Consider the following 24,548-nt stretch of genomic DNA (forward strand, 5'->3'; position numbering starts at 1 on the left):
GGGAGAGGTGCGGCAGACTAGGGCACATTGGTTAATCCATGAAATAGTTGAATTGCTCCCACGGCTCTTTTGCTTCGTTGGGCACCCCTAATCCCGAGGTAGTGGCACGGTCTCAACCGCCGCCGCAGAGGTAATGACGCATGGCACTGGCAGGTCTCTACTCCACGTCCCGGCGGCGCAGACGGCTGGCAACTGCCGGCTCCCTAGGCACCGTGGCGGCGGTTGTTGTCGCCGGTGCCCTGATCTACCCGGGGTTCACCACGGCCGACGTCGAACTCAATGACGGCAGCGTGTGGGTCACCAACAAGAACGCCAACATGGTGGGGCACCTCAACGCCCAGTCCAAGGTGCTCGACGGCGGATTCGCCGCCACGACCACGGGCTTTGACGTTCTGCAGCACTCCGGCACCGTCTTTATGGACAACGATTCCGGCACCCTGTTGAACCAGATCAGCGTTCCGGACATGTCCCTGGGGGACGACTCCGCCCTGCAGGGCTCCAAGACGTTTTCGCTCGGCAGCACCCTGATGGTGCTGGCCGACAAGGCAAAGGGCTCCGTGTGGGCGCTGCCCTCCGCAGAGGTCCCCTCGTTCAACGACCAGACCACCAAACCCATCCTGGAATCGCTGGGCAATGCCAACGCCGTCGTCGCCCTGGAGGTGGATGCCGGGGTCAGCACCGTCGTCGCCCTCGACGCCCGCAAGGGCGAGCTCACCACCGCCGAGGTGGCCGGGGACGGGTCCCTGATCAAGAGCAGCACCAGCACCGTGGAGGGTCTGCCGGACAAGGCGGATCTGCAGCTCACCGTGGTGGGGGACAAGCCCGTCATCCTGGATGCCGCCGGGGGCACCGTCTACCTGCCGGGCAACAAGCGCGTCCAGCTGGGGGACGGCGACGGCGCCAAGCTCCAGCAGCGCAGCACCGCCTCGGACTTTGTGGCCATCGAAACCCGCAAGGGGCTGGTGAATCAGCCGCTGGACGGCTCCGCCGCGGCCGTGGCCGAGCTCGGCGCCCAGGGCACGCCCGTCGCCCCGGTGCAGCAGGACGGCTGCATCCACGCGGCCTGGGGTGGCGTGAACCAGTACCTTCGCTATTGCGTCGGCGGCGAGAACACGCCGGTGAAGGTGCCGCAGTCCTCGGGCCAGTCGCAGTTTGTCTTCCGGCAGAACCGCGATGTGGTGGTGCTCAACGACGTCAACGGCGGCAATGTGTGGCTGGTGAACCAGAACCTCTTCCTGGTCAACAACTGGGACGACATCAAGACCGACACCACCAAGGCCGATGAATCCAAGGAGGAATCGGCCGATCCCAATGTGGTGAACACGCTCCCGGACCGCACCCAGCCGAACCGGGCGCCCACCGCCGAGGCCGATGAATTTGGCGTGCGCCCGGGCAAGACCACCATCCTGCCGGTGCTCTACAACGATTCCGACCCCGACGGCGATGTGCTGGCGGTGCGGCCCGTGGACACCCAGCCGGCCGCCGGCGCCGTCGCGTCCATCTACGGTGGCACGGGTCTGCAGATCACCGTCCCGGCCAATGCCGCCGTCGGCGATGATTCCTTCACCTACACCGCCGACGACGGGCGCGGCGGCACCGCCGCGGGCAGGGTTGCCCTGCACATCGTCCCGCCCTCCACCAACCGCCCGCCCCTCTCCCGCCGCGAAAGCACGCTGATCGTGGCCCAGGGGCAGTCGGTCAGCCAGAACGTGCTGGCGGACATGATCGACCCCGACGGCGATGATGTGTTCCTGACCGGCGCCGTGTCCGATGACGGCTCCGCGGACCTGAAGTTCACGCCCGACGGCAACCTCACGTATGCGGACAATGGGCAGTCCAACGGCCCCAAGACCGCCACGATCAGCGTCTCGGACGCGGTCAACACCATGCAGAAGAAGATCGCCGTCAACGTCCGTGCGGCCGGTGGCGTGCCCCCGGTCGCCAACGCGGACTTCGTGCGGGTGACGGCCGGCCAGCCCACGGTGATCGCACCGCTGAAGAACGACCAGGACCCCTCCGGCGGCCAGCTGCGCCTGGCCAGCGTGGAGCAGTCCGCCAGCGGCACGGTGTCGGAGATTTCCGACAACGGCACCGTGACCTACACCTCTTCCACGCTGGGCACCGTGTACCTGCAGTACCAGGTGACCAATGGCCCGCTCAGCTCCACCGGCCTGATCCGCGTGGAAGTGGTCGCTGCCGGCAGCCAGGAACCGCCGACGGCGGTGAAGGACACGGCCCTGCTGCCCGCCGGCGGCTCGGTGCTGGTTGACGTGCTCGGCAATGACACCGATCCCGGCGGCGGAGTGCTGGTGGTCAAGTCCGTGGAGGTTCCGGCGGATGCGCCAATTTCGGCGACGCTGCTGGACCACAATGTGCTCAAGCTGACCGACACCCGCGGCCTGCAGAGCAATGTCACAGTCAAATACACCATCTCCAACGGCCACGGAACCGCCGTCGGCGATGTGGAAGTGATCCACATCCCGGCCGCGAGCACGCTGCTGCCGCCGGTGGCCCGCCCCGACACCGCCAAGGTGCGCGCGGGCGACGTCGTGACCATCCCCGTGCTGGCCAATGACATCGACCCCAATGGCAGCCAGCTCACCAGTCCCGAGGTCATCCAGGCGCCCGACGCCGCCGCCGGCAAGATCTGGGTCCACCAGGATTCCCTGCGCTTTTTGGCCGGCCCGACGGCGGGCACGGTGGATGCCATCTACAAGGTCACCAACCAGTCCAACCAGTCGGACTCGGCCACCGTGAGAATCACCGTCATTGCGCCGGATCCGGAACACAACCTGCCGCCGGCGCCGAAGGACCTCACCGGCCGGGTGGTGGCCGGGTCCAAGACGCGCATCCAGGTGCCGCTGGACGAGATCGACCCCGACGGCGACTCCGTGGAGCTGGTGGGCCTGGACAAGGCGCCGCAGCTGGGCACCGCCGTTCCGGGCAATGGCTTCATCGAATACACGGCCGCCGGCAATGCTGCGGGCACCGATTCCTTCACCTACCGCGTCCGCGACCGCTTTGGCGCGAGTGCCACCGCCACCGTCCGCGTGGGCGTGGCACCGGTGGAAACGCTCAACCACCCGCCGGTGGCCAACGATGATTTCATCACCATCCGCCCCGGCCGCAATGTTGCCCTGGACGTGGCCCTGAACGATTCCGACCCCGACGGCGACACGCTGGCCGTGGCACCGGACGGTTTCAACGGCCCCGGGTCCATGAACCCGCACCTGAGTCCGGTGGGCCGCGTGATCGTCACCTCGCCGCAGGAGGCCGGCCTGTTCACGATGGGCTACACCGTCAAGGACCGCGTGGGCGCCCCGGCGACGGCCAACATCCGCATGACCGTGACGCCCGAGGCGCCGCTGCGGGCCCCGATTGCCCGCGACGACACCGTCACCGCCCAGGATGCCCTGGGCAAGAACACGGTGAGCGTCCCCGTGCTGAAGAACGATGAGGATCCTGACGGCGTCACGGATGATTTGAAGCTGTCCCTGGACGGCGCTCCCGCGACGGCGCGAATTGGCGAGGGAGGCACCGTGCTGGTGGATCTCCTTGAGAGCGCCCAGATGCTCACCTACACCATCACCGATGTGGACGGCCTCGCCTCCACGGCCATCATCCGGGTGCCCGGGCAGGGGGAGCAGTACCCCGTCCTGGCCAAGAATGATGTCATCAAGGTCCAGGCCGGCCAGAGCGCCACGCTGGATCTGAAGAGCTATGTGAAGGTCCGCGACGGCCGCACGCCGCGCGTCACCCAGGTGGACAAGATCAGCCTCATCGGCGCCGGCTCGGAGAACCTGCTGAACTCCTCTGCGGATGTGGTCACCTATGCGGCCAGGGAGGATTTCTACGGCCCCGGCTCGATCACCTTTGAGGTCACCGACGGCACCGGACCGGACGACCCCGAGGGCCTGAAATCCACGCTGACGGTCATGACGGAGGTTGCCCCGGCACCGGCAAAGAACCTGCCGCCCCTCTTCCAGGGCAGCTCCCTCGACGTCCCGCAAGGCGACGATGCATCAGTGGATCTGGGGCCGCTGGCCACCGACCCCGAGGGCGACAAACTGACATTTTCCTTCGACGGCGACAAGCCCGCCGGATTCTCCATCTCCCTGGACGGAACGGTGCTGAAGGTCCGCGGCGGCAGCGAACAGGCGGCCGGAACGACGTCGACCATTGGCCTGAAGGTCAACGACGGCCACAACCCGGACGCCAAGGCCGGCATCCAGCTCCGCCTGACCTCCTCCACCCGGCCGCTGGCCGTGGCCAACGACGACACCATTGCCGACGCCCATGCCGGGCGCGAGGAAAACGTGGCCGTCACGGCCAACGATGTGAACCCGTTCCCCGAGACCCCGCTGAAGGTGGTGGACGCCGTGCTGGAGACCGGCGCGCCCGGGACCATCGTGGTCATCGCCGGGGACCGCGTCAACGTCACGGCGCCGGAGAGCTTCACCGGCAACGTGGTGGTGCGCTACGCCGTCGAGGACCAGACGGGCGACAAGGCCCGCCAGGTCAACGGCCGCATCCGGCTGAACGTCAAGGGCAAGCCCGCCGTCCCCACCGCCCCGCGCATTGTCGAGGCCAAGGACAAATCCGTGATGCTGCAGTGGGCCACGCCTGCCGACAACGGCTCGCCCCTGACCGGATACACGGTGCTGACAAGTGCCGGCGTCGAGCAGGCCTGCCCGGGCAACACCTGCCTGGTCGCCGGGTTGAAGAACGACACGCCGTACACCTTCACCGTCAAGGCGAACAACGACGTCGGCAGCTCCGCCTATTCGCCGGCCTCGGCCAGCGCGACGCCGGACAAGTCGCCGGATGCCCCGGCCGCACCCACCATCGTGCGCGGGGACACCGAGCTGGACGTCAGCTGGGTGGCGCCCGTGGGTGAGTTCTCCGCGGTGAAGAGCTACAACCTGGAAATCTCCCCGGCACCGGCCGGCCAGAACGGCCAAAAGACCGGTCTGACGGGCACCAAGTACACCTGGACGGGGCTGAAGAACGGCACGGCCTACACCTTCCGCGTGCAGGCTGTGAACAATGCGCCCAATCCGTCCGCGTGGAGCTCCTATGCCCCCGTGCCGGTGAAGCCCGTGGGCAAGCCGGCCACCCCGGCGGCACCCACCGTCGCCAAGGTGGGCACCACCGGTGACCAGAACCAGGTCCGCGTGGATTGGGCACAACCAAGCCTCAACGGTGGAACGCTGAAGAGCTACACCCTGACCACCTACCTGAACGGAACCGTCAGCGGCGCACCCCAGACGCTGACGGGCACCAGCACCAATGTGGCGCTGGACAACGCCAGCGGCGCGTACACCTTCACCGTGGCGGTGGCCAACGAGGTGACCACCTCGGATACGAGCGCCCACTCGGCACCCATGCGCTCGGTCAGCAAGCCGGGCAGGGTCGCAAGTGCCACCATCGCAGGTGCCACGAGCGGGGCAGGTGGAACCGTGACTGTCAGTTTCCAGCCGCTTTCCGAATATGAGCGGCACGGCTCCGCAGCTGGGGAAATCAGCTACTACGCCAACCTGTCCACCGGAGCAACGGGCGTACGGGTGCAGCCGGGCGGCACCGCGATCAACTCGCCCAACGGCACGGCCGTCAGTGTTGCTGTCTACGCCCAGTCCAGTGCCTTCGCCGGCGCCGGAGATGCCGTGGCGGCCAGCCCGGCCTCGGTGACGCCCTACGGCTCCCCGGGCTCGGCCTCGGTCACCGCCAAGTCCAGCGGCCAGGGTGACAAGACCGCCTACTACAGCTGGTCGGCACCCGGTGGGGCGACCGACTCGGCCTATGTGGAGATCAACGAGGGCGGCGGCTGGGTCAGGTCCAACGCAAACAGCGGACAGGGCTCCATTGCCACCGGCGGCTACAGCACGACACGGACCGTGCAGATCCGCTCGATCAACTCGGTGGGGACCGCGGGACCGGTTGATTCCGCCAACATCACCAGCGGTTCGGCGCCGCCGCCTCCCGCCGACACTGTCAGGGTCAAGGCCGGAGACTGGCACTCCTGCACCACCAACGGCAGCGACGGCAACTTCTCAAGCAATCCGGCAACCTGCGACGGCGTCGTTTCGCCCGGTGGAAACGTCAACTTGGGTGGACACTGGCTGGACTACGCGGACGGCTGGGTTGAAATCAACAGTTGCGGCAATCCCTACGGTGGCGGTTCCAGAAACTGGTACCACATGACCACCGGGCCGCAGGCTGGCCGCTGGGTTCGCGCAGACACCGTGGACAAGAACGGTGGCCAAGTGGGCTGCTGACCCGCGGCCTCGCTCCCCACCCGCTCCCGGTGTGTCCATCCGCGACGCACTTTCCCTCCGGCGACGCGTCTACTACTGCGTCGTGGGCGGGGAGCTGCGTCGCGGGCCGGGGACGCGTGCGTCGCACCGGGTTTCGGCAGGCTCAACCGGCGGTGCCCGTGCCGACACCGTCCACCACGTGTCCGGCCCCAACCTGGGCTGCTGACCCGCGGCCTCGGTGGTCCAGCGGAGCGGGACTTCGGACACCACAGTGCGCATTGGCGACGCACGTTCCCTCCGGCGACGCGTCTACTACTGCGTCGTGGGCGGGGAGCTGCGTCGCGGGCCGGGGACGCGTGCGTCGCACCGGGTTTCGGCAGGCTCAACCAGAGGTGGGAGGGCGTATTCTGGTGTCCACCGACGGCGGCACCGGAGGCAGAGATGGACAGCAACTTTGAGTCGTATGACTTTCTTGCTTCGTTCGAGCGGATCGACGCCATTCTGGCCGCGTCCAATGCCAACTTCCAGGAGACGGCCTCCCTGCCCGCCCGGGACACCCTGACCTTCGACAACGGGTTCCACGCCCTGTGCACGGTGCTCTTCATCGACATCCGGAATTCCTCGGCCCTGCCGGACATCTACGAAACCCCCGCGCTCGCCAAGCTCTACCGGGCGTACATCTCCGAAACCGTGGCGGTCTTCAACAGCCACCCCATGGCCAAGGAGATCAACATCGTGGGGGACAGGGTGTGGGCCGTCTACAACACCCCGGAGCAGGCAGACATCGACGGCGTCTTCGGCGCGATTGCCCGCACGCAGTCCATGCTGAAGCTGCTGAACCACAAGCTGGGGCGGTTTGGCTACGCCGGGCCGATTGTCTGCGGGCAGGGCGTCTCCTACGGCCCGGCGATCATGATCAAGGGCGGCCACAACGGCAGCGCAATCTCCGACGTCGTGTACGTGGGGGATGTGGTGAACCGGGCGGCGCAGCTGGCCGCCGAGGCCAACAAGGGCGGCGCTCCGCCCATCCTGCTGGAGTCGGACTTCCAAGCGCAGCTGAGCCATGAGCTGCGCCGGCTGACACACTACGACCATGCGCGCGGCTGCTACGGAGCCCGGGTGCGCAGCCCGGCGATGGAATCCTGGTTCGTGGCACGCGGCACCTGAACGACGCCCGGATGACATCCGGCGGACACATTGGCGGGGCAGGATGGGTCCCGATGGGTACTTCTATCCGTTGTGGATTAAATCCAAACCATGGGATTATTGACACGTTGTCTGTACTGGGCCCCGTCTGGCGCCCGGAAAATCTGGGGGAGGAACCTTCGTGGCATTCACCACGCTGAGCAGCCGCATGCGGAAAAGCAAATCTGCGGTGACTGCAACCAGCTTCGGTGCCATTGCCGCCGTCGTTGTTGGTGCGGCAATCATCTACCCCGGGTTCAACAGCGTTGACGTCGATCTGAACGACGGCGGCGTGTGGGTGACCAATAAGAGCCTGAACGCGCTGGGCCACCTCAACTACCCCTCCCGCGTGCTGGACGGCGGTTTCGCCGCCGGCACCGAAAACTTTGATGTCTTCCAGGACGCCAACACCGTGCTGCTGGACGACGGCGGTTCCTCCCTGGCGCCGGTGGACGTTGCCGCTGTCTCGGCCGGCAACCCGGTGCGCACCCCCGGCGCCGTCACGGTGTCCTTCGGCGCCAAGATCGTGGCCATGACGGATTCCGCCGCCGGCGCCGTCTGGGCCGTGCCGGCAGAGAACCTGGCCGCCTTCAACAAGGACAGCACCGAGCCGCTCGTGGCCGATGCCAAGGATGCCGCCTCCACGGTGGCCGACGACGGCACGGTGGTGGTGGCCACCCCCGGCACCAACGAGGTCCTGCGGATCACCGTCGATGCCAAGGGCCAGGCCATGGACACCAAGAAGACCGCCATGGGCCAGCTCTCCGGCACCAGGACGGCCCAGGTCGCCTCGGTGGGGGACAAGCCCGTGGTGCTGGATGCGGAGACCGGCCGGCTCTTCCTGCCCAATGGCAAGACCATCGACCTTCCCGACGGCAAGAACGCCAAGCTGCAGCAGTCCGGCCCGGCCAGCGATTTCGTCGCCGTCGAAACCGCCAAGGCCCTCATCAAGGCGCCGTTGGACGGCTCCGCACCGACGGTCGTCGAGCTTGGATCCGCGGGCAGCCCCGTCTCCCCGGTGCAGCGCTTTGGCTGCGTCTACGCCGCCTGGGCCGGCTCCGGCCAGTACATCCGCGATTGTGCCGATGATTCGGCCGATCAAAAGGACGCCATCCCTGGAGTTTCCGCCACGTCGGAGCTCACCTTCCGGGTGAACCGCAATGTGGTGGTGCTCAACGACGTCAAGGGCGGCAACGTCTGGCTGGTGCAGCAGTCGATGCAGATGGTCTCCAATTGGGACGACGTCATCACGCCCCCGGACAAGTCCAAGGACAAGCAGAAGGAGTCCGCGGACGAGAACTCCGTGCAGCGCCTGCCGGACCGCACCAAGCCCAACCAGCCTCCGGTCGCCGGCGATGACACCTTCGGCGTCCGCGCGGGCAAGACCACCATCCTGCCCGTGCTGGACAACGATTCGGACCCCGACGGCGATCTGCTCACCGTGCAGCAGGAGGGCGACGCCCCGGCCTTCGGCACCGTGCAGCCCGTCTACGGCAGCACCGGCTACCAGGTCCAGGTGCCCGCCGATGCCAAGGGCAGCACCACCTTCCGGTACAAGGCCGACGACGGCCGCGGCGGGCTCAGTGCGGCCGCGGCCGTGACGCTCACCGTCCGCGAGCCGGGCCAGAACGAGGCCCCGAAGGCCAAGCGCGCCACGCCCACCACCATCCTGATGGAGGCCGGCAAGACCCTCAGCTCCAACGTCCTCACCGACTGGATGGATCCGGACGGGGACGACATCTTCCTCGAATCCGCCGTCCCCACCAGCGAGGGCGACCAGGTGCGGTTCCGCCGCGACGGACTCCTGTCCTTCCAGGACGTGGGCAAGAGCACCGGCCGCAAGGAGGTCAAGATCGTCGTCACCGACGGCACGGCCTCCACCGAGGGCACTGTCATCGTCGACGTGCGCCCGGCCAAGAGCGGCCTGCTGCCGGTGGCCAACTTCGACCAGGTCAGCGCCGTCGCCGGCCAGGAGACGGAGATTGCCCCGCTGCTGAACGACGTGGACCCGGCCGGCGGCGCACTGCGGCTGACCAAGGTCCAGCCCAGCGGCGGAGCCGTGATCACCCCCGACTACGAGGCCGGCACCTTCAAATTCACCGCCGCCACCTCCGGCGTCGTGTACCTGGAGTACATCGTCAGCAACGGCCCGCAGAGCGCCACCGGCCTGGTCCGGATCAACGTTGCCCCCGCCGGCGGCGCTCCGGGTGCCCCGGTGGCCGTGCGCGACACCGCCTATCTGCCCACCGATGGCGAGGTGCTGGTGGACGCCCTGGCCAACGACGGTGATCCCACGGGAGGCGTGCTGGTGATCCAATCGGTGTCCGGTATCAAGACGTCCGCCATCTCCGTGGCCATCGTGGACCACCGCGTGCTGCGCGTGACAAATGTCCGCGGCCTCACCACGCCCACCACCTTCAACTACACGGTCTCCAACGGCAGCGCCTCCTCCGTGGGCGAGGTGTCCGTGGTGCCCGTCCCGGCGCCGGAGCAGCTCCAGCCGCCCAAGGCGAACCCGGATGAGACCACGGTGCGCGCCAATGACTACGCCACCATCAACGTCCTGGACAATGACACGCACCCCAATGGCGGCAAGCTGACGCTCAAGCCCGTGCTGGTGGAGTCCGTGGACCCGGCGGACGGCCTGCTCGCCGTCTCCGGCAATGTGCTGCGCTTCAAGGCCGGCCCCACGGCCAAGACGGTCCACGCCGTCTACGTCGTCGTCGGCCCCGATGGCCAGGAGGATTCCTCCCAGGTCACCATCAACATCAAGGGCGGGGGAGCGGAGCTGAACCAGCCGCCGCTGCCGCGCAACGTCACGGCCCGCACCGTGGCCGGCTACGCCACCAAGGTCCAGATCCCGCTGGATGGGATCGACCCCGACGGCGACTCCGTGACCCTGCTGGGCATCGACAGGGCCCCGGCCAAGGGCACCGTGTCCATCGGCTCCACCTATGTGGAGTACACGGCGTCGGCGAACGCCTCCGGCACCGATTCCTTCAGCTACATCGTGGCGGACCGCTTCGGTGCCCGTGGCTCCGGCACCGTGCTGGTGGGCATCGCCCCGGCGTCCAGCGCCAACCAGCCTCCCGTGGCAATCGACGACCCGGTGGTGGTCCTGCCCGGCCGCCAGGTGGCCGTGGACGTGCTGTCCAACGATTCAGACCCCGACGGCGACCCCGTGCGTCTGGACGAGGGCAGCCTGGAGTTCGCCGAACCGATCAAGGCCGAGGTGGTGGACCACCGCGTGCTGGTCACGGCCCCCGGCATGGCCGGAGACTACGCCCTGCACTACACCGTGGGCGATGGCCGCGGCGGCACAGCCGTCGGCGCCATCAAGGTCCACGTGACCCCCGATGCGCCCAAGCGCGCCCCGATTGCCCGCGATGACGTGGTCTCCTTCGCCGAGACGCTGGGCAAGACGGCGGTGGATGTGCCGGTGCTGAAGAACGATGAAGACCCCGACGGCGTGGCCAGCCAGCTCGCCATCACCCTGCCCCAGGGCGGAAACGCCACCGTCAACGGCGGCTCCGTGAAGGTGGTGTTGGCCGATGAGGCCCAGGTGGTTCCCTACACCGTGACGGACAAGGATTCCCTGACGTCCACGGCGTTCATCGTGGCGCCGGGCATCAAGAACCAGCGTCCGATGCTGCGCAGCACAGCCCCGCTGACCGTCCAGAGCGGGCAGCAGCTGAGCGTCAACCTCAAGGATGCCGTGGTGGTCCGCAAGGATAAGAGCCCGCAGATCACCCGCGACGACAAGGTCTCCGCGGTGGCAGCCGATGGCAGCAAGCTGGTCAAGGATGCCACCACCTTGGTCTTCACCTCGGCCGATGACTATGCCGGTCCGGCGTCGATCTCCTTTGAGGTGGCCGACGGCGACCTCTCCGATCCCGAGGCGCTCTCGGCCCTGTTGACCATCTCCATCAACGTCACCCCGGACCCCAACCGCAACCACCCGCCCACCTTCAGCAACTCAACCTTCGACGTGGCCAAGGGCGAGGACAACGAGGTGGACCTGTCCCAGTTGGCGGCGGATCCGGACAAAGTGGACCAGTCCGGACTGAAGTTCTCCGTGGGCAATGCCCCGGCCGGCTTCGCCGTCTCACTGTCCGGCGGCAAGCTCAAGGTCACCGCCGAGGCGTCAACGCCGGTGGGTGCCAAGGGCTCCATCGAGGCCACGGTGGCGGATCCGCGCGGCGGCAAGGCCACCGGCTCCATCGAATTCACGGCAGTCTCCTCCAAGCGTCCGCTGGCCGTGGCCGTGGACGACGTCGTTGCCGAGGCCCACTCCGGCAAGCTGGAGTCCATCGAAGTGCTGGCCAATGACGTCAACCCGTTCCCAGACACCCCGTTGAAGCTCACCGGCGCCAAGGTGGAAACCGGCGAGGCCGCCGTCTCCGCCTCGGGCTCCAGGGTTGATGTGACGCCCGCCGCGGGCTTTGTCGGGACGCTGGTGGTCAGCTACCAGGTGCAGGACAAGACAGCGGATCTGGACCGCACCGTGACCGGACGCATCCGCCTGACCGTCAAGGACAAGCCGGCTCCGCCGACGACACCCACCGTGGCCGAGGTCCGCGACAAGACTGTGGTGCTGAACTGGTCGCCGCCGCAGAACAACGGCTCGCCCATCACCGGCTACACGGTGAAGGATTCCAAGGGTGCATCCACGCCCTGCCCGGCCACCACCTGCACCATCAGCGGTTTGGTGAACGACGTCGAATACACCTTCACCGTCACGGCCACCAACGGTGTGGGGGAGTCGGACGCCTCGGCGGCGTCGGCAACCGCCCGCCCGGACAACCGTCCGGAGGCGCCCGCCGCACCCACCCTGGTGTTCGGCGACAAACAGATCACCGTCAACTGGACAGCCCCGGTGAACACCGGCTCGGCCATCACCGACTACACGCTGGAGATCTCCCCGGCACCGGCCAGCGGCGTCGTGCAGAAGAAGGTGGCCGGCGGCACGCTCAGCACGGTGTGGGACGGCCTGGACAATGGCACGGCCTACCGTGTGCGCATCCAGGCGGCCAACAAGGCGCCCGAGCCCAGCGCCTTTGGTGCCTACTCGGCCCCCGAGGTCCCCGCCGCTGCCCCGGCCGCCCCGGCCAAACCGGCGACGGCGCGCGGCACCGCGGGTGGAACCACGACGACGGTGGTGGTCACCTGGGTGCCGCCGGCAACCAACGGCGCGGCGATCGACCAGTACACCGTGGCGGCCTCCCGAGGCGGTTCCGTGGTGCTGACCAAGCAGGTGCCGGGCACGGAAACGAGCATCGGCATGCCGCTGGCCAACTCGGACACCGACTACACCTTCAGCGTCTCGGCCCGGAACAAGGCGGGGGAGTCGCCGGTCAGCGTAGCGTCGGATCCGCGCCGCGCCTTCGGAGCACCGGGCGCCGTGACCGGACTGACGGCAACGCCCCTGGACAATGCCATCCAGCTGGCCTTCGGCCCGGCCGAGGGCAACGGTGCGACGCCGACGTACCTGTACAGCCTGGGCGGAGGCTATGCCGTGGTCCCGGCCGACAAGCGCATTGCGGCGGCGAACAATGGCAGCTACACCGTCAGCGTCAAGGCTCAGAATGTGGTGGCCGGTGAGCAGCCCATTGACGGGCCCGTCTCCACGGCAGGACCGGTGGAGCCCTACGGGCAGCCAAACGCGCCTTCGGTCGGCGTGGTCAATGGAGCCAAGACCGTTACATTCAACATCGGCGGTGTTGCACCCAACGGTCGGCCAGTCCAACAGATCAATTGGACATTGTCGGATGGTCGAACCGGATCCGTTGGGCCAGGTGGAGGATCCATTGTCGCCGGCAATGACTACGACCAAAGCTGGTCGATTAGTGCCGTGGCCATCGTGAATTCTCCTCCGGTCCAGCAAACTTCTGCCCAGGGCAGCAACAGTGGACGAACAGCGGCGCGGCCGATGTTCAGGAACGACGACACGGCATCGGGTGGGACGTGTGAATACCCCGACCCCTGGGCTGCCATCGCGAGCCAGCCGTCCATCAGGGCAAACTGTGCAACGGCCGGCGGAACGTGGCGAAGTCCGGGCTATGCCATGCCTGTGGAGTGCATTGGCAGCCGGGCAAGCTACCCCGTGTACAGCGATGTCACCAAACCGCCGGACGGTTCGTCCTCGGCCTGGACGAAGCAGGTGAACGGTGGCTGGTTCAAGGACGCCTCGATCACTCGCTATGGGTCGGCGCCGCCGCAGTGCTAGTCCTTTCCAGAAATCCCGAAGCTGAAGATCAATTTGAAGTCACCCCTCGAAAGGCAAGTACATGTCGATGACACCGGAGCAGGCCGCATGGTTTGCTGGAACCTTTGAAAAACTGGTGGCCAACGTGGGCCAGGCCGTGCTGGGCAAGTCCCACGTGATCCGCCTGACCCTGACGGCCATGCTGGCCGAGGGCCACGTGCTCTTTGAGGACGCCCCCGGCACCGGCAAGACCATGCTGGCCCGCGCACTCTCCGCGACCGTGCAGGGCACCAACTCGCGCATCCAGTTCACCCCGGATCTGCTGCCCTCCGACGTCACGGGCGTGACCATCTACGACCAGAAGACGCAGAAGTTCGAGTTCCACAAGGGACCCATCTTCGCCACCATCGTCCTGGCCGATGAGATCAACCGTGCCTCGCCCAAGACCCAGTCGGCACTGCTGGAGGTCATGGAGGAATCCCGCGTCACGGTGGATGGCACCACCTACGAGGCCGGCCGCCCCTTCATGGTGCTGGCCACCCAGAACCCCATCGAGCAGGCCGGCACCTACCGGCTGCCCGAGGCCCAGCTGGACCGCTTCCTGATCAAGACCTCCATCGGCTACCCGGACCACGCCTCCACGGTGCAGCTGCTCTCCGGCGCCACCCAGCGCGACCGCACCAGCACGCTGACCCCCATCATCACCACCTCTGCCGTGGCCGAGATGGCTGATCTGGCGGCCACTACGCACACCGATCCGGCGGTGCTGGAGTACATCTCCCGGCTGTGCGAGGAGACCCGCAACGCGCCGGAGACCCGCCTGGGCGTCTCGGTCCGCGGCGCCATCGCCATGGTCCGTGCCGCCAAGGTGTGGGCAGCCTCCCAGGGCCGCAACTACGTGCTGCCGGACGACATCAAGGAATTGGCCCCCGTGGTCTGGACCCACCGTCTGGTGATGGACCCGGAGGCCGAGTTCGCCGGCTCCACCCCCGACGTCGTGCTGCGCCGCGTGCTCTCCGACGTCGCGGCTCCGCAGCAGCGCGCCACCGCCTAACCAGCCCTGAAGCGCAGCTGTCCAGCAAGATACAGCAGCCTCCAACCCTTTCTCCACGAAGGTAGTCCCATGAGCATCACCACCATTGCCCGGCGTGCCGGCGCGGCCCTGCGGCGGCCGTTCCACCACGATGGCGCCCCCACGCGGCTCCATCCGGCGTCCCTGCTGGGCGACGGCGCACGGCTGGCCGAAGAGTACCTCGGCCCGCTCTGGGCCAAGGTCCGCTTCTGGCTGGGCCGCTACGTGGTGCCGGTGCTGCGCACTGTCAGCACGCTGGGCTGGGTGGTGCTGGCCACCGCCGTCGTGCTCTGGACCGTGGGCTCGATGTACGGCTGGCAGGAGGCCAAGGTTGCCGCGCTGGTGGCCGCCCTGCTGCTGGTGATCGGCACCGGGTTCATTCTGGGGCGTTCCAGCTACGGCATCACGCTGGATCTGGCCCGCACCCGCGTGGCCGTGGGGGACCACGCCGTGGGCAGCATCGAGGTGCAGAACACCGCGGCCCGGACCATGCTGCCGGCCGCGCTGGAGCTGCCGGTGGGCGCCGCCACGGCCCTGTTCCACCTGCCGCGGATGAAGCCCGGCGAGGTGCACGAGGACCTCTTCACCATCCCCACCACCCGGCGCGCCGTCATCACCGTGGGACCGGTGCGGTCGGTGCGGGCCGATCCGCTGCACCTGCTGCGCCGCCAGGTGCTGTGGACCGATCCGACGGACCTCTTTGTCCACCCGAAGACGACGGCGTTGGATGGCTCCGCCGCCGGCTTCCTGAAGGACCTCGAGGGGCTCCCGACGGTTGAACTGTCCAGCGCGGACGTCTCCTTCCACGCGCTGCGCGACTATGTACCGGGCGATGACCGCCGGCACATCCACTGGAAGACGACGGCGCGCACGGGCAAGCTGATGGTCCGCCAGTTCGAGGAGACCCGCAGGGCCCACCTGGCCGTGGCCCTGAGCGTGAACCCCGACGAATACGAGCGCGAGGAGGACCTCGAACTCGCCATCTCCGCCGCGGCCTCCATCGGCCGCCAGGCCATCCGGGAGGCGCGCGAACTCAGCGTGCTGACCCAGCGCGGACCCGTCCGCAGCGAGACCGGCCGAAACCTGCTGGACGACATGACCCGCCTGCAGGCCACGGCCCGGCGAGGGTCCTCTGTGGATCTGGCCCGCAGCATGGGCGATGCCGTGCCGAACGCCTCGGTGGTGTTCTTCATTGTCGGCTCCCTGGTGACACCGGCCCAGCTGCGCACTGCAGCGGCCCAGGTGCCGCCGGGCGTGCGCGCCTTCGCCATCCGCGCCATCACCGGCGCGCAGTCCTCGCGCGCCAACATTGCCGATTTGACCGTCCTGACCCTCGGCGAGATCACCGAGCTGGCGGCTGTACTCAGGAAGGCCGCCGTATGAGCGCCCGCACCTCCTCCCGCCGCGCCGCCGGCCCCGCTGCTGCCGCCCACCGGACTCCCTGGCACTTCTGGCTGGATGCCGGGGTGCTGGCCGCCCTGCTGGCCATCGGCGTCCTCGGCTTCGGCCCCAGCTTTGGCTCGGACCCGCGGTACCTGGTGGCGGGGCTGGGCGGCATTGTGCTGGGCCTGGCCGTGGCCGCCGCCGCGGCGCGCTGGCGCCTGGGCCTGCTGACCACCGTGGCGCTGGGCTTCCTGGCCTATCTGCTGCTGGGCAGCCCGCTGGCTGCGCCCAAGGAGTCCCTGCTGGGCATCCTTCCGAGCCTCGATTCGCTGCGTGGCCTGCTGCTGGGCGTCGTCTTCTCCTGGAAGCAGCTGCTGACCCTGGCACCGCCGGTGGGCGTGTCCGTGGACGTGCTGGTGGTTCCCTACCTTTCCGCCCTGGTCACCGGCGTTGTCGCCGGGACGCTGGCCTGGCGCGTGCGCTCGCCCTACTGGACGCTGCTGCCGGTGCTGGCGCTCTTTGCCACGGGCATCGCCTTCGGCACCACCGACGCCTACCTGCCCGTGCTGCGCGGCGTGCTGCTGGCCGTGGGCGCCATCGCCTGGCTGGCCTTCCGCCACGAAACGGTCCGCCGGGCCGGCACCGCCATGGTGTCCACGGGTGCCTCGGCCGCGGATTCCACCGCTTCCCGCACCGGGACCTGGCGCAGGCTGGGACTGGGCGCCGGCGTCGTCGTCGTGGCCGGAACCCTGGCCTTCACCGCGGCCCCGGCGCTGACCGCCAGCCCGGACCGCTCGGTGCTGCGCGATGTGGTGGTGCCCCCGCCCAATCTGCACGACCTCCCCTCGCCGCTGACCACCTTCCGGGCGTATGTGAAGGACAAGAAGGACGACGTCCTCTTCACCGTGGACGGGCTGCCCAAGGGCGGCCGGGTGCGGATCGCCGCGCTGGACGACTACGACGGCGTGGTGTTCAATGTGGACGCTAACTCCTCCGCCTCCTTTGCCCCGGTGGGCGACCCCAAGGCACTGGCCCAGGGCACCGGGGATGCCGCCATGCTGGGCTTTGAGGTCAAGGACTACCGCGGCGTTTGGATCCCCGGCGCCCGCGTGGCCCAGAGCCTGTCGTACACCGCCGCCGACGGCGCCTCCCACACCCTGTACCTGAACAAGGATTCGGACACCGCACTGAGCCTGGACGGCGTGCAGGGCGGCGACAAGTACAGCCTGGAGGTCGCCTTCCCGCAGGTTGACGGCACCAAGCTGGCGGCCGCCGACTTCGCCCAGATTGCCCTGCCCAAGCTGGACAATGTGCCCCAGGTGGTGGACACCAAGGCCAACGACATCGTGGGGGCGGCCGACACCCCGCTGAAAAAGGTCCAAGCCCTGGAGAGCACCCTGCAGCGCGAGGGCAAGTTCTCCAACGGGCTGGAGGGCCAGACGCCGAGCACCTCGGGCCACGGCGCCGCCCGCATCACCAAGCTGCTCTCCGGCAAGGAGATGGTGGGCGATGACGAGCAGTACGCCGTCGCCATGGCCCTGATGGCCCGCCACCTGGGCATTCCGGCCCGCGTGGTGATGGGCTTCTACCTGGACGAAAAGGATGCCAACAACGGCGCCTCCTCGGTGCAGATCAAGGGCTCCAATGTCCACGCCTGGGTGGAGGTCGACTTCGCGGGACTGGGCTGGGTGCCGTTCAACCCGACGCCGGACAAGGACCACATCCCCAATCCGCCGGATCCGCAGAACGCCTCCCAGCCCAAGCCGCAGGTGCTGCAGCCGCCGCCCCCGCCGCAGGAGCCGGCCGATCTGCCGCCGGACAGCGCCCCGGATGCCCTGGACACCGATGGCAAAAAGCAGAATGGCTGGTCCCTCTGGGGTCCGATCCTGGCCGTGCTGGGCATCGCCGCCATTCCGCTGGCCATCGTCGCCATCCCACTGATCGTCATCGCACTGCTGAAGACGCGGCGCCGCAAGCGCCGTGCGGGCTTCGGCGCGCCAGCCGACCGCGTGGGCGGCGGCTGGGCCGAGGTGCTCAGCGCGGCAACCGACCTTGGCGCCGGCGTCGACGCGCGGGCCACCCGGCGCGAGACGGCGGGCACCCTGGTTGACGCGTTCCCGCAGAGCGAGGGCCGCACCGTGGCCCTGGCAGCGCGCGCGGATGCCTCGATCTTTGGCCCCGGCCAGCCCTCCGAGGAGGAGGTCGCCGCCTACTGGTCCGACGTCGATGCCTCGGTGGCGGACATGACCGGTTCGGTGGGTTTCTGGAAGCGCCAGCGGGCGAGGTTCTCGCCGCGCTCGCTGTTCAGCGATGCCCGGGCCGCCCTCGAAGCACGACGACGGGACGGCCGGTCATGAGCATGCCCGTACAGCCGGCCCCGTCCGATGGCTGCCGCCAGTGCGGCGCCGCCCTCGGCCAGGGCGCTGCCTACTGCACCAAATGCGGGGCCAAGGTGCCCGGGCGCGGCGCCGTCGCCGCCCAGCCGGCGGCCGCCCAGGGCGCCCCGTCCGGCGCCGTCCCCGGCGGGGCACCGGCACAGCCGGTGGCAATTCCCGGTATTATCCCGGTGACGGCGCACGGGCAGGGACCCGTGGTGCCTCCGCGACATCTTGGAAGTGGTGGAAACATGGCCGCAAGGCTTCAACTGGTGCCCGCTGGTGCCGGCCGGCGCCTGTCGGCGTGGATCATCGATTCCATTCCGCCCGCGGTCCTGCTCGGCGTGGCCAGCTCGGTCGGATTCATGCTGTCCATGGGCACGGCGCAGCGGGTCAACTCGCAGACCATCACCATGGACTTCACCTGGCTGGGCATTCTGGTGGGCGCGGCCTCCGTGCTGAGCCTGGCCTATTCCATCTGGCTCTGGGGCTGGCAGGCCAAATCCGGCAACACCATCGGCAACGCGCTGCTGGGCATCCGCGTCACCAACATGGCCGGCCTGCCGGCCGGGTGGCTGCCCATCTTCCTGCGCACCCTGCTGGTCTCGGTGGCCTCCATCGTGCCCACCATCGGCCCCATTCTGGTGGTCGTTTCCAACGCCTGGGATGCGGACAACAAGAGCCAGGGCTGGCACGACAAGCTGGCCCACACCCTCGTGTTCAACATCAAGGCCGGGCGCAACCCGCTGGAGACCGGCGGCATTGCCGGCCCGGAATCCTTCGCACCCGTCCAGCTGCCGCCCGTCGCGCCTATCGCCTCGCCGATGGCCGGGCGGGCCGGAGCCCCGGCACCCGGCCCGGTGCTCCCGGCCCAGCAGGCGCCCGCCCCCACCTGGGACCCCAACCGCTACCAGCCCCCTGCCGACCCGCAGGGCGCCGTGCCCACCTGGGCTCCGCCGCTGCCCGGTGCGGCCCACCCGGACCTGGACGTCGAGGAGACCCGGTTCCGGTCTGTGTCCGACGCTCCTGCGACTGCCGCGCCGGTGCCCGCGGCCCCGGCTGCCGTGACCATTACGCTGGACGACGGCCGCGCCGTCGAACTTCGCTCCCAGGCCCTCATTGGCCGCAACCCCGCCGGATACGATGGGGAGATGATTGAGACGCTGTTGGACGTGGCGGATGCCAGCCGTTCCGTATCCAAGACACATCTGCATCTTCGCGTTGATGGGGATGGTGTGTGGGTGACGGACCGCAATTCCACCAATGGCAGTGCCATCACCAGCCCCGACGGCCAGCGCGTGCAGCTGCGCGCCACGCTGCCGGTCAAGGCTGCGCCCGGCTCCACCGTCCACTTTGGCGACCGCAGCTTCGTTGTGGGACGCCGGTGACGGCCTCCCACCCGACGGGCATCCGGCTGGGCTGCGGCTACAACACGGACCGTGGGCTGCGCCGCGAACTGAACGAGGATTCCTTCCTGGCGTCGGACCCGGTCTTTGCCGTGGCCGACGGCATGGGCGGCCACGAGGCCGGGGAGGTGGCCAGCCGCGAGTGCATCGCCACACTGGGCCAAAGCGCCGCCCTGGCATCGGGCTCCCGCTCGGCGACGGCGTCGGACCTGCAGGAGGTCCTGCGCCAGGCCGACGCCCGGATCCGCGCCCTGACCGATTCACGCGCCGGCACCACCGTCTCGGGCGTGGTGCTGGTGGAGGAACGCGGCGTTCCCTATTGGCTGGTGTTCAATGTGGGCGATTCGCGGACCTACCGGCTCAGCCAGGGGCGCTTCGAGCAGATCAGCGTTGACCACTCCGAGGTCCAGGAACTCGTCGACGGCGGCTTCATCACCGCTGCCGAGGCGCTGGTCCACCCGCGCCGCCACGTTGTCACGCGGGCACTGGGGGCCGGTGACAACACCGAGGCGGACTTTTGGCTGATGCCCGTCGAGGAGGGGGACCGGCTGCTGGTCTGCTCCGACGGGCTCACCGGCGAGGTGGGGGATGAGGCCATCCACCGGATGCTCAGCACCATTGCCCACCCGCAGGACGCCGTCGATGCCCTCATCCACGCCGCGCTGCGCCACGGCGGCCGTGACAACGTCACGGTGATTATCGTGGACGCCTCCGATGTGGCGGGCAGCGATTCGGTGTCGGTGGACACCGCGCAGTTTGCCGCCGACGACATCACCCTGCCCCGCGCCACCGAGAGTTCCACCGACGGCGGTTCCGCACCAACCCTTGAGGACCAAGATGTCTAGCACCAGCTACCGGGCCGGCTCCTGGCTGGGAATCGTCCGCAACTCAACGGCCATAGTGCTTCCCGAAACGACGGATGAGGCCACCGTGTCGAGGCTGTGGGATTTCCTGGGCACCGAGCCGAGCATCCATGGCGTGCTCAACCAGGTGACCAGCGGATTCGGCACCGAACTGACAGGCATGCCCTCCTTCGGCATCGTGGCCCTGGCCGAGCGCCTCCACGTGGTGCTGCGCGGACCCATGTCGCTGACGGCCGTCCAGGACGGCGTGGCAACCATGGTGTCGGGCCGCGATGTCACCACCTGGAGCGAGCGGTCGCTGGCACTGCCGGACTCCCTTGAGCTGGACCTTGAGCCCTCCGCTGGGCCGTCCGCCGCGGCCCAGACCTCGGCCGGCGGCTGGCTGCCGGTGGGCCACGCCGTCCTCTGGCTGGACGGGCTGCGCCGCAGCGAGGCCGCGGATGTCACAAATAGCCAAGGCCTTGACAGTAATGTGGATCACAGCAAGGCTGTCGAAGGCAGTGCGGCAGTCGAAGGTGGCTCCGTCCAGCCGGCCGCAAACCAGGATTCGGCGGGCGGCATCAGCCCGGAGCCCGTGGACGTCCGCGTCCAGGCAGCTGGTGCCGCCGCCGTTGACTTGGCCGCCGGATCCCATCCGGCCGCCGATGAAGTTGATGCCGACAGTGTTGGTGCCAGCGGCGTGGATGCCGATTCCGCTGGTTCCGATGACGACACCGACAATGCCGCCCTGGTGGACTGGCTGCTCGGGCCGGCCCTGGAATCCGCCGAGGACGCCGCCGGCGACGCCGCCGAGGACACCGCCGACGACGCTGCCGACGACGCTGTGGAGGTCTCCGCGGAGCCCGCCGGCGCAGCCGAAGCCGAGGCCCAGGAGCCGGCCCAGGAGCCGGCCGAGGCCGCCGATCCCGGCATGACTGCCGCCTGGCCCGGCACCGTTGAGGACCTGGGCAGCGAGGCCCCGGACGCACCTCCGGCCGCCGGCGAGCCCGATGCCGAGTCCAACAACACCACCAGCTACGACCACCTCTGGGACCACACGGTGGCCCGCTCGGTGGAGGACGCCGCCGTGCACCTCACCGATGCGGACGAGCTGCCCGCCGTTGCCCCTGCCGTGCAGGCGGCCCAGCTGGCGGACGAGCCGGCCGCTGCCCTGCCGCCGGCTGCACTGTCTGCTGCCGCACCCCCGGCACTGGCATCGGTGGCGCTGCCCCCGGCCCCGCCGCTGCCGCCGTCGTTCCAGCCGCCCGTCCCGCCGGTGCAGCCTGCGTTCCAGCCGGCCGCCGCGGCCCCGGTGGACGAGCTGCCCTCGGGGCTGATCGATTCCGTGCCGTGGCTGCACCAGGAATCCGCCCCGGCATCCGCAGCCTCCGTTCCCGCCGCGCCGGCGTTTGTGGAGCAGGGCCGGCCCCTTGCCCAGGTGCCGCCGTCGCCGTCGTACGCCCCTGCGGCCGAGGCGGACTACGACAGCGACCACGACGGCCAGACAGTGATGCGCAGCGAACTGTCCGGCCCCGCGCCGGCCGCACAGCCCGTCCTGGATTCCCGCCCGCCCACGGGACCGGTGGTGCTCGCCAGGATGTGTCCTGCAGGGCATGCCAACCCGCCCTCGCGCGGCGTCTGCGCGGCCTGCGGCACGCCCCTGGACGGAGAGGCCCGGCAGGTGGGCCGCCCGCGCCTGGGCCGGATGCACATTTCCACCGGCGAAGTGGTTGAACTGGACCACTCGCTGATCGTGGGCCGCCAGCCCTCGGTTTCGCGCGTCAACGGCGGGGGCATGCCGCGGCTGGTGCAGGTGCGCAGCGCCAGCGGCGACATTTCACGCTCCCACGTGGAGATCCGCCTGGAGGGCTGGGAGGTCCTCCTCGTGGACCTGAAGGCCACCAACGGCACCACGCTGGTGCGCGAGGGCCAGCCGCCGCGCCGGCTGGGGCAGGGCGAGCAGGCCATCGTGCTGGACGGCGACATTGCCGAGCTGGGCGATGGCGTCTCCCTGCTGTTCGAGGGGATCCTGTGAGCACCAAGCGGCCCCCCGCTGCACCGCCGCACATTCCGGGCTACAGCTACGTGTCGCTGCTGGGCTCGGGTGGCTTCTCCGATGTGTTCCTCTACGAGCAGGAGCGCCCGCGCCGCAAGGTGGCGGTGAAGGTTCTGGTGGCGGATCTGAAGACCGACGGCGCGCGACGCCGGTTCGAATCCGAGGCCAACCTGATGGCCCAGCTGTCCACGCACCCCTACATCGTCACCATCTACGAGGCGGAGGTCACCGACGCCGGGCACTCGTACCTGGCGATGGAGTACTGCTCGCGTCCCAGCCTCGACACCCGGTACCGCAAGGCCCGCTTCAGCGTGGACGAGGTCCTGGCCGTGGGCATCCAGGTGGCCTCCGCCGTCGAGACGGCCCACCGCGCCGGCATCGCCCACCGCGACATCAAGCCCGCCAACATCCTGGTCACCGACTACAACCGGCCGGCCCTGACGGACTTTGGCATCTCCGGCACCACCGACGGCGCCGCCGATGAAGACGCCGGCATGTCCATCCCGTGGTCGCCGCCGGAGTCCTTCACCGGTGCCAGCACCGACGGTGTGCTGGTGGATGTCTGGGCGCTGGGCGCCACGCTGTACACGCTGTTGGCCGGCCGCTCGCCCTTTGTGGTGCCCGGGGCCTCCAACTCGCAGCGTGAACTGATCAACCGCATTTCCACCGCGCCGCTGCCGGGGCTGGGCCGGGCGGACGTCCCGCAGTCCCTGGAACTGGTGCTGGCGACGGCCATGGCCAAGTCCCCGGCCTCCCGCTATGCCTCGGCCCAGGCCTTCGCCCGCGCCCTGATGCGGGTCCAGAGCGATCTGAACCTGTCCGTCACACCCTTTGAGATGCTTGACGATTCCGCCCCGGAGGAGCACCCGGCCGAGGAGAACCAGGAGGCCACCCGGGTCCGCAGCATCGTCTCGATCGATCCGGATGCGGCCACCAACGCGCCCACGTTCCCCACCAGGTTCCCCGGAACCGCGGGAGCCTTTGGCGCCGGCAACACGACCACCGGCCGCACCGGAACCACCGCAGCCGGAACCACAGGCCGCGGCGCCACAGGCCCCACCACGCCGGTGGACTACAGCACAGGGGCCACCGCTCCCGGCGAGGGCACTGTGCCGCGGCCGGGTCTGGTCCGTTCGCCGCATGAGTGGGCCCAGCCGATGCCGCGAGATGCGGCATCGGAGGATTCCGTGCTCGCCTCCACCGTGCACCGCTCGGCGGCGCCGGCAGCGGCAGGCCCGCGGGGCTTCCCCGGGGCAGGGCCGGGAACGGATGCCGGCGCGCAGGGCTCCGAAACCCACCCGCCGCGGCGCTCCAAGCTGTGGCTGGGGATCGGCGCCGGCGTGGTGCTCGCGGGGGCGGCCGCCGTCGGCATCGCCGTCGTGGCCACCGGCGGCACGCCCACCCAGGAGGCTGCCACCACCACTGCCGCTCCACCGCCGCCGGCCATCGTTGCCGGGGCCGAGGTTCCCGCTGTCGCCGATTTGAAGGCAACGGCGCAGGACGGCGGAGCCACCTGGACGTGGACCAACCCGGATCCGAAGGAGGGGGACAGCTACCTCTGGAGCGCCGTCTCCGTGGTGGATGGGCCGCAGTTCAAGCCGATCGGCACGGCGTCGGTGTTTGTCACCAACAACGCCCAGGGCGTGTCCTGCATCGACGTGGTGCTGGTGCGCAAGAACGGCGCCACCTCGCCGGACACCAAGAAGTGCTATCCGGACTAGGCAGCATGACCCCGGGAAGCACAACAGCTCCGGGAAGCACAACACCACT

Annotated in this window: 10 protein-coding genes; all 10 read left to right on the forward strand. The window is 69.1% G+C overall.

The features are described 5' to 3' along the window. Nucleotides 1-140 precede the first annotated feature (140 nt). Complete coding sequence (locus tag K254_RS0101560; RefSeq protein ID WP_026553906.1) at nt 141-6,275, forward strand: Ig-like domain-containing protein; 6,135 nt, start codon at nt 141-143, stop codon at nt 6,273-6,275. Nucleotides 6,276-6,695: 420 nt separating this feature from the next. Beyond that, a complete protein-coding gene (locus K254_RS21200) occupies nt 6,696-7,421 on the forward strand; it encodes an adenylate/guanylate cyclase domain-containing protein (protein ID WP_035748856.1) in 726 nt (241 codons plus the stop codon). A gap of 208 nt (nt 7,422-7,629) precedes the next feature. Further along, nucleotides 7,630-13,665: an Ig-like domain-containing protein gene (locus K254_RS21205; protein WP_196810853.1), complete on the forward strand. Its 6,036-nt coding sequence runs from the start codon at nt 7,630-7,632 to the stop codon at nt 13,663-13,665. 61 nt (nt 13,666-13,726) lie between these two features. Then, nucleotides 13,727-14,698, forward strand: coding sequence for an AAA family ATPase (locus K254_RS0101575; RefSeq protein ID WP_026553907.1), 972 nt, complete (start codon nt 13,727-13,729; stop codon nt 14,696-14,698). A gap of 69 nt (nt 14,699-14,767) precedes the next feature. Further along, the gene (locus K254_RS0101580; RefSeq protein WP_026553908.1) at nt 14,768-16,099 is read left to right on the forward strand and encodes a DUF58 domain-containing protein; all 1,332 of its coding nucleotides are present in this window, start codon (nt 14,768-14,770) and stop codon (nt 16,097-16,099) included. After that, on the forward strand, nt 16,096-18,456 hold the full coding sequence (locus K254_RS21210) for a DUF3488 and transglutaminase-like domain-containing protein (protein WP_081709818.1): 2,361 nt from the start codon (nt 16,096-16,098) through the stop codon (nt 18,454-18,456). The genes K254_RS0101580 and K254_RS21210 overlap by 4 nt, the downstream gene beginning before the upstream one ends. Then, nucleotides 18,453-19,862 carry an RDD family protein gene (locus K254_RS0101590; protein WP_081709819.1) on the forward strand — a complete coding sequence of 470 codons (1,410 nt, stop codon included), beginning with the start codon at nt 18,453-18,455 and terminating at the stop codon, nt 19,860-19,862. Before K254_RS21210 ends, K254_RS0101590 begins: the two co-directional genes overlap by 4 nt. Further along, a complete protein-coding gene (locus tag K254_RS0101595; RefSeq protein WP_026553910.1) occupies nt 19,859-20,725 on the forward strand; it encodes a PP2C family protein-serine/threonine phosphatase in 867 nt (288 codons plus the stop codon). Before K254_RS0101590 ends, K254_RS0101595 begins: the two co-directional genes overlap by 4 nt. Further along, nucleotides 20,718-22,757, forward strand: coding sequence for an FHA domain-containing protein (locus K254_RS0101600; protein ID WP_026553911.1), 2,040 nt, complete (start codon nt 20,718-20,720; stop codon nt 22,755-22,757). The genes K254_RS0101595 and K254_RS0101600 overlap by 8 nt, the downstream gene beginning before the upstream one ends. After that, nucleotides 22,754-24,499 (forward strand): serine/threonine-protein kinase, encoded by a 1,746-nt coding sequence (locus K254_RS0101605; RefSeq protein ID WP_026553912.1) that lies wholly within the window; start codon nt 22,754-22,756, stop codon nt 24,497-24,499. The genes K254_RS0101600 and K254_RS0101605 overlap by 4 nt, the downstream gene beginning before the upstream one ends. Nucleotides 24,500-24,548: the final 49 nt, after the last annotated feature.

Source organism: Arthrobacter sp. 35W, from assembly GCF_000482545.1.
Taxonomy (GTDB): Bacteria; Actinomycetota; Actinomycetes; order Actinomycetales; family Micrococcaceae; genus Specibacter.

Coding starts and splice junctions, on each gene's coding strand:
- K254_RS0101575 (WP_026553907.1), top strand. CDS start 13,727: ATGTCGATGACACCGGAGCAGGCCGCATGGTTTGCTGGAACCTTTGAA.
- K254_RS21210 (WP_081709818.1), top strand. CDS start 16,096: ATGAGCGCCCGCACCTCCTCCCGCCGCGCCGCCGGCCCCGCTGCTGCC.
- K254_RS0101600 (WP_026553911.1), top strand. CDS start 20,718: ATGTCTAGCACCAGCTACCGGGCCGGCTCCTGGCTGGGAATCGTCCGC.
- K254_RS0101560 (WP_026553906.1), top strand. CDS start 141: ATGGCACTGGCAGGTCTCTACTCCACGTCCCGGCGGCGCAGACGGCTG.
- K254_RS0101580 (WP_026553908.1), top strand. CDS start 14,768: ATGAGCATCACCACCATTGCCCGGCGTGCCGGCGCGGCCCTGCGGCGG.
- K254_RS21200 (WP_035748856.1), top strand. CDS start 6,696: ATGGACAGCAACTTTGAGTCGTATGACTTTCTTGCTTCGTTCGAGCGG.
- K254_RS0101590 (WP_081709819.1), top strand. CDS start 18,453: ATGAGCATGCCCGTACAGCCGGCCCCGTCCGATGGCTGCCGCCAGTGC.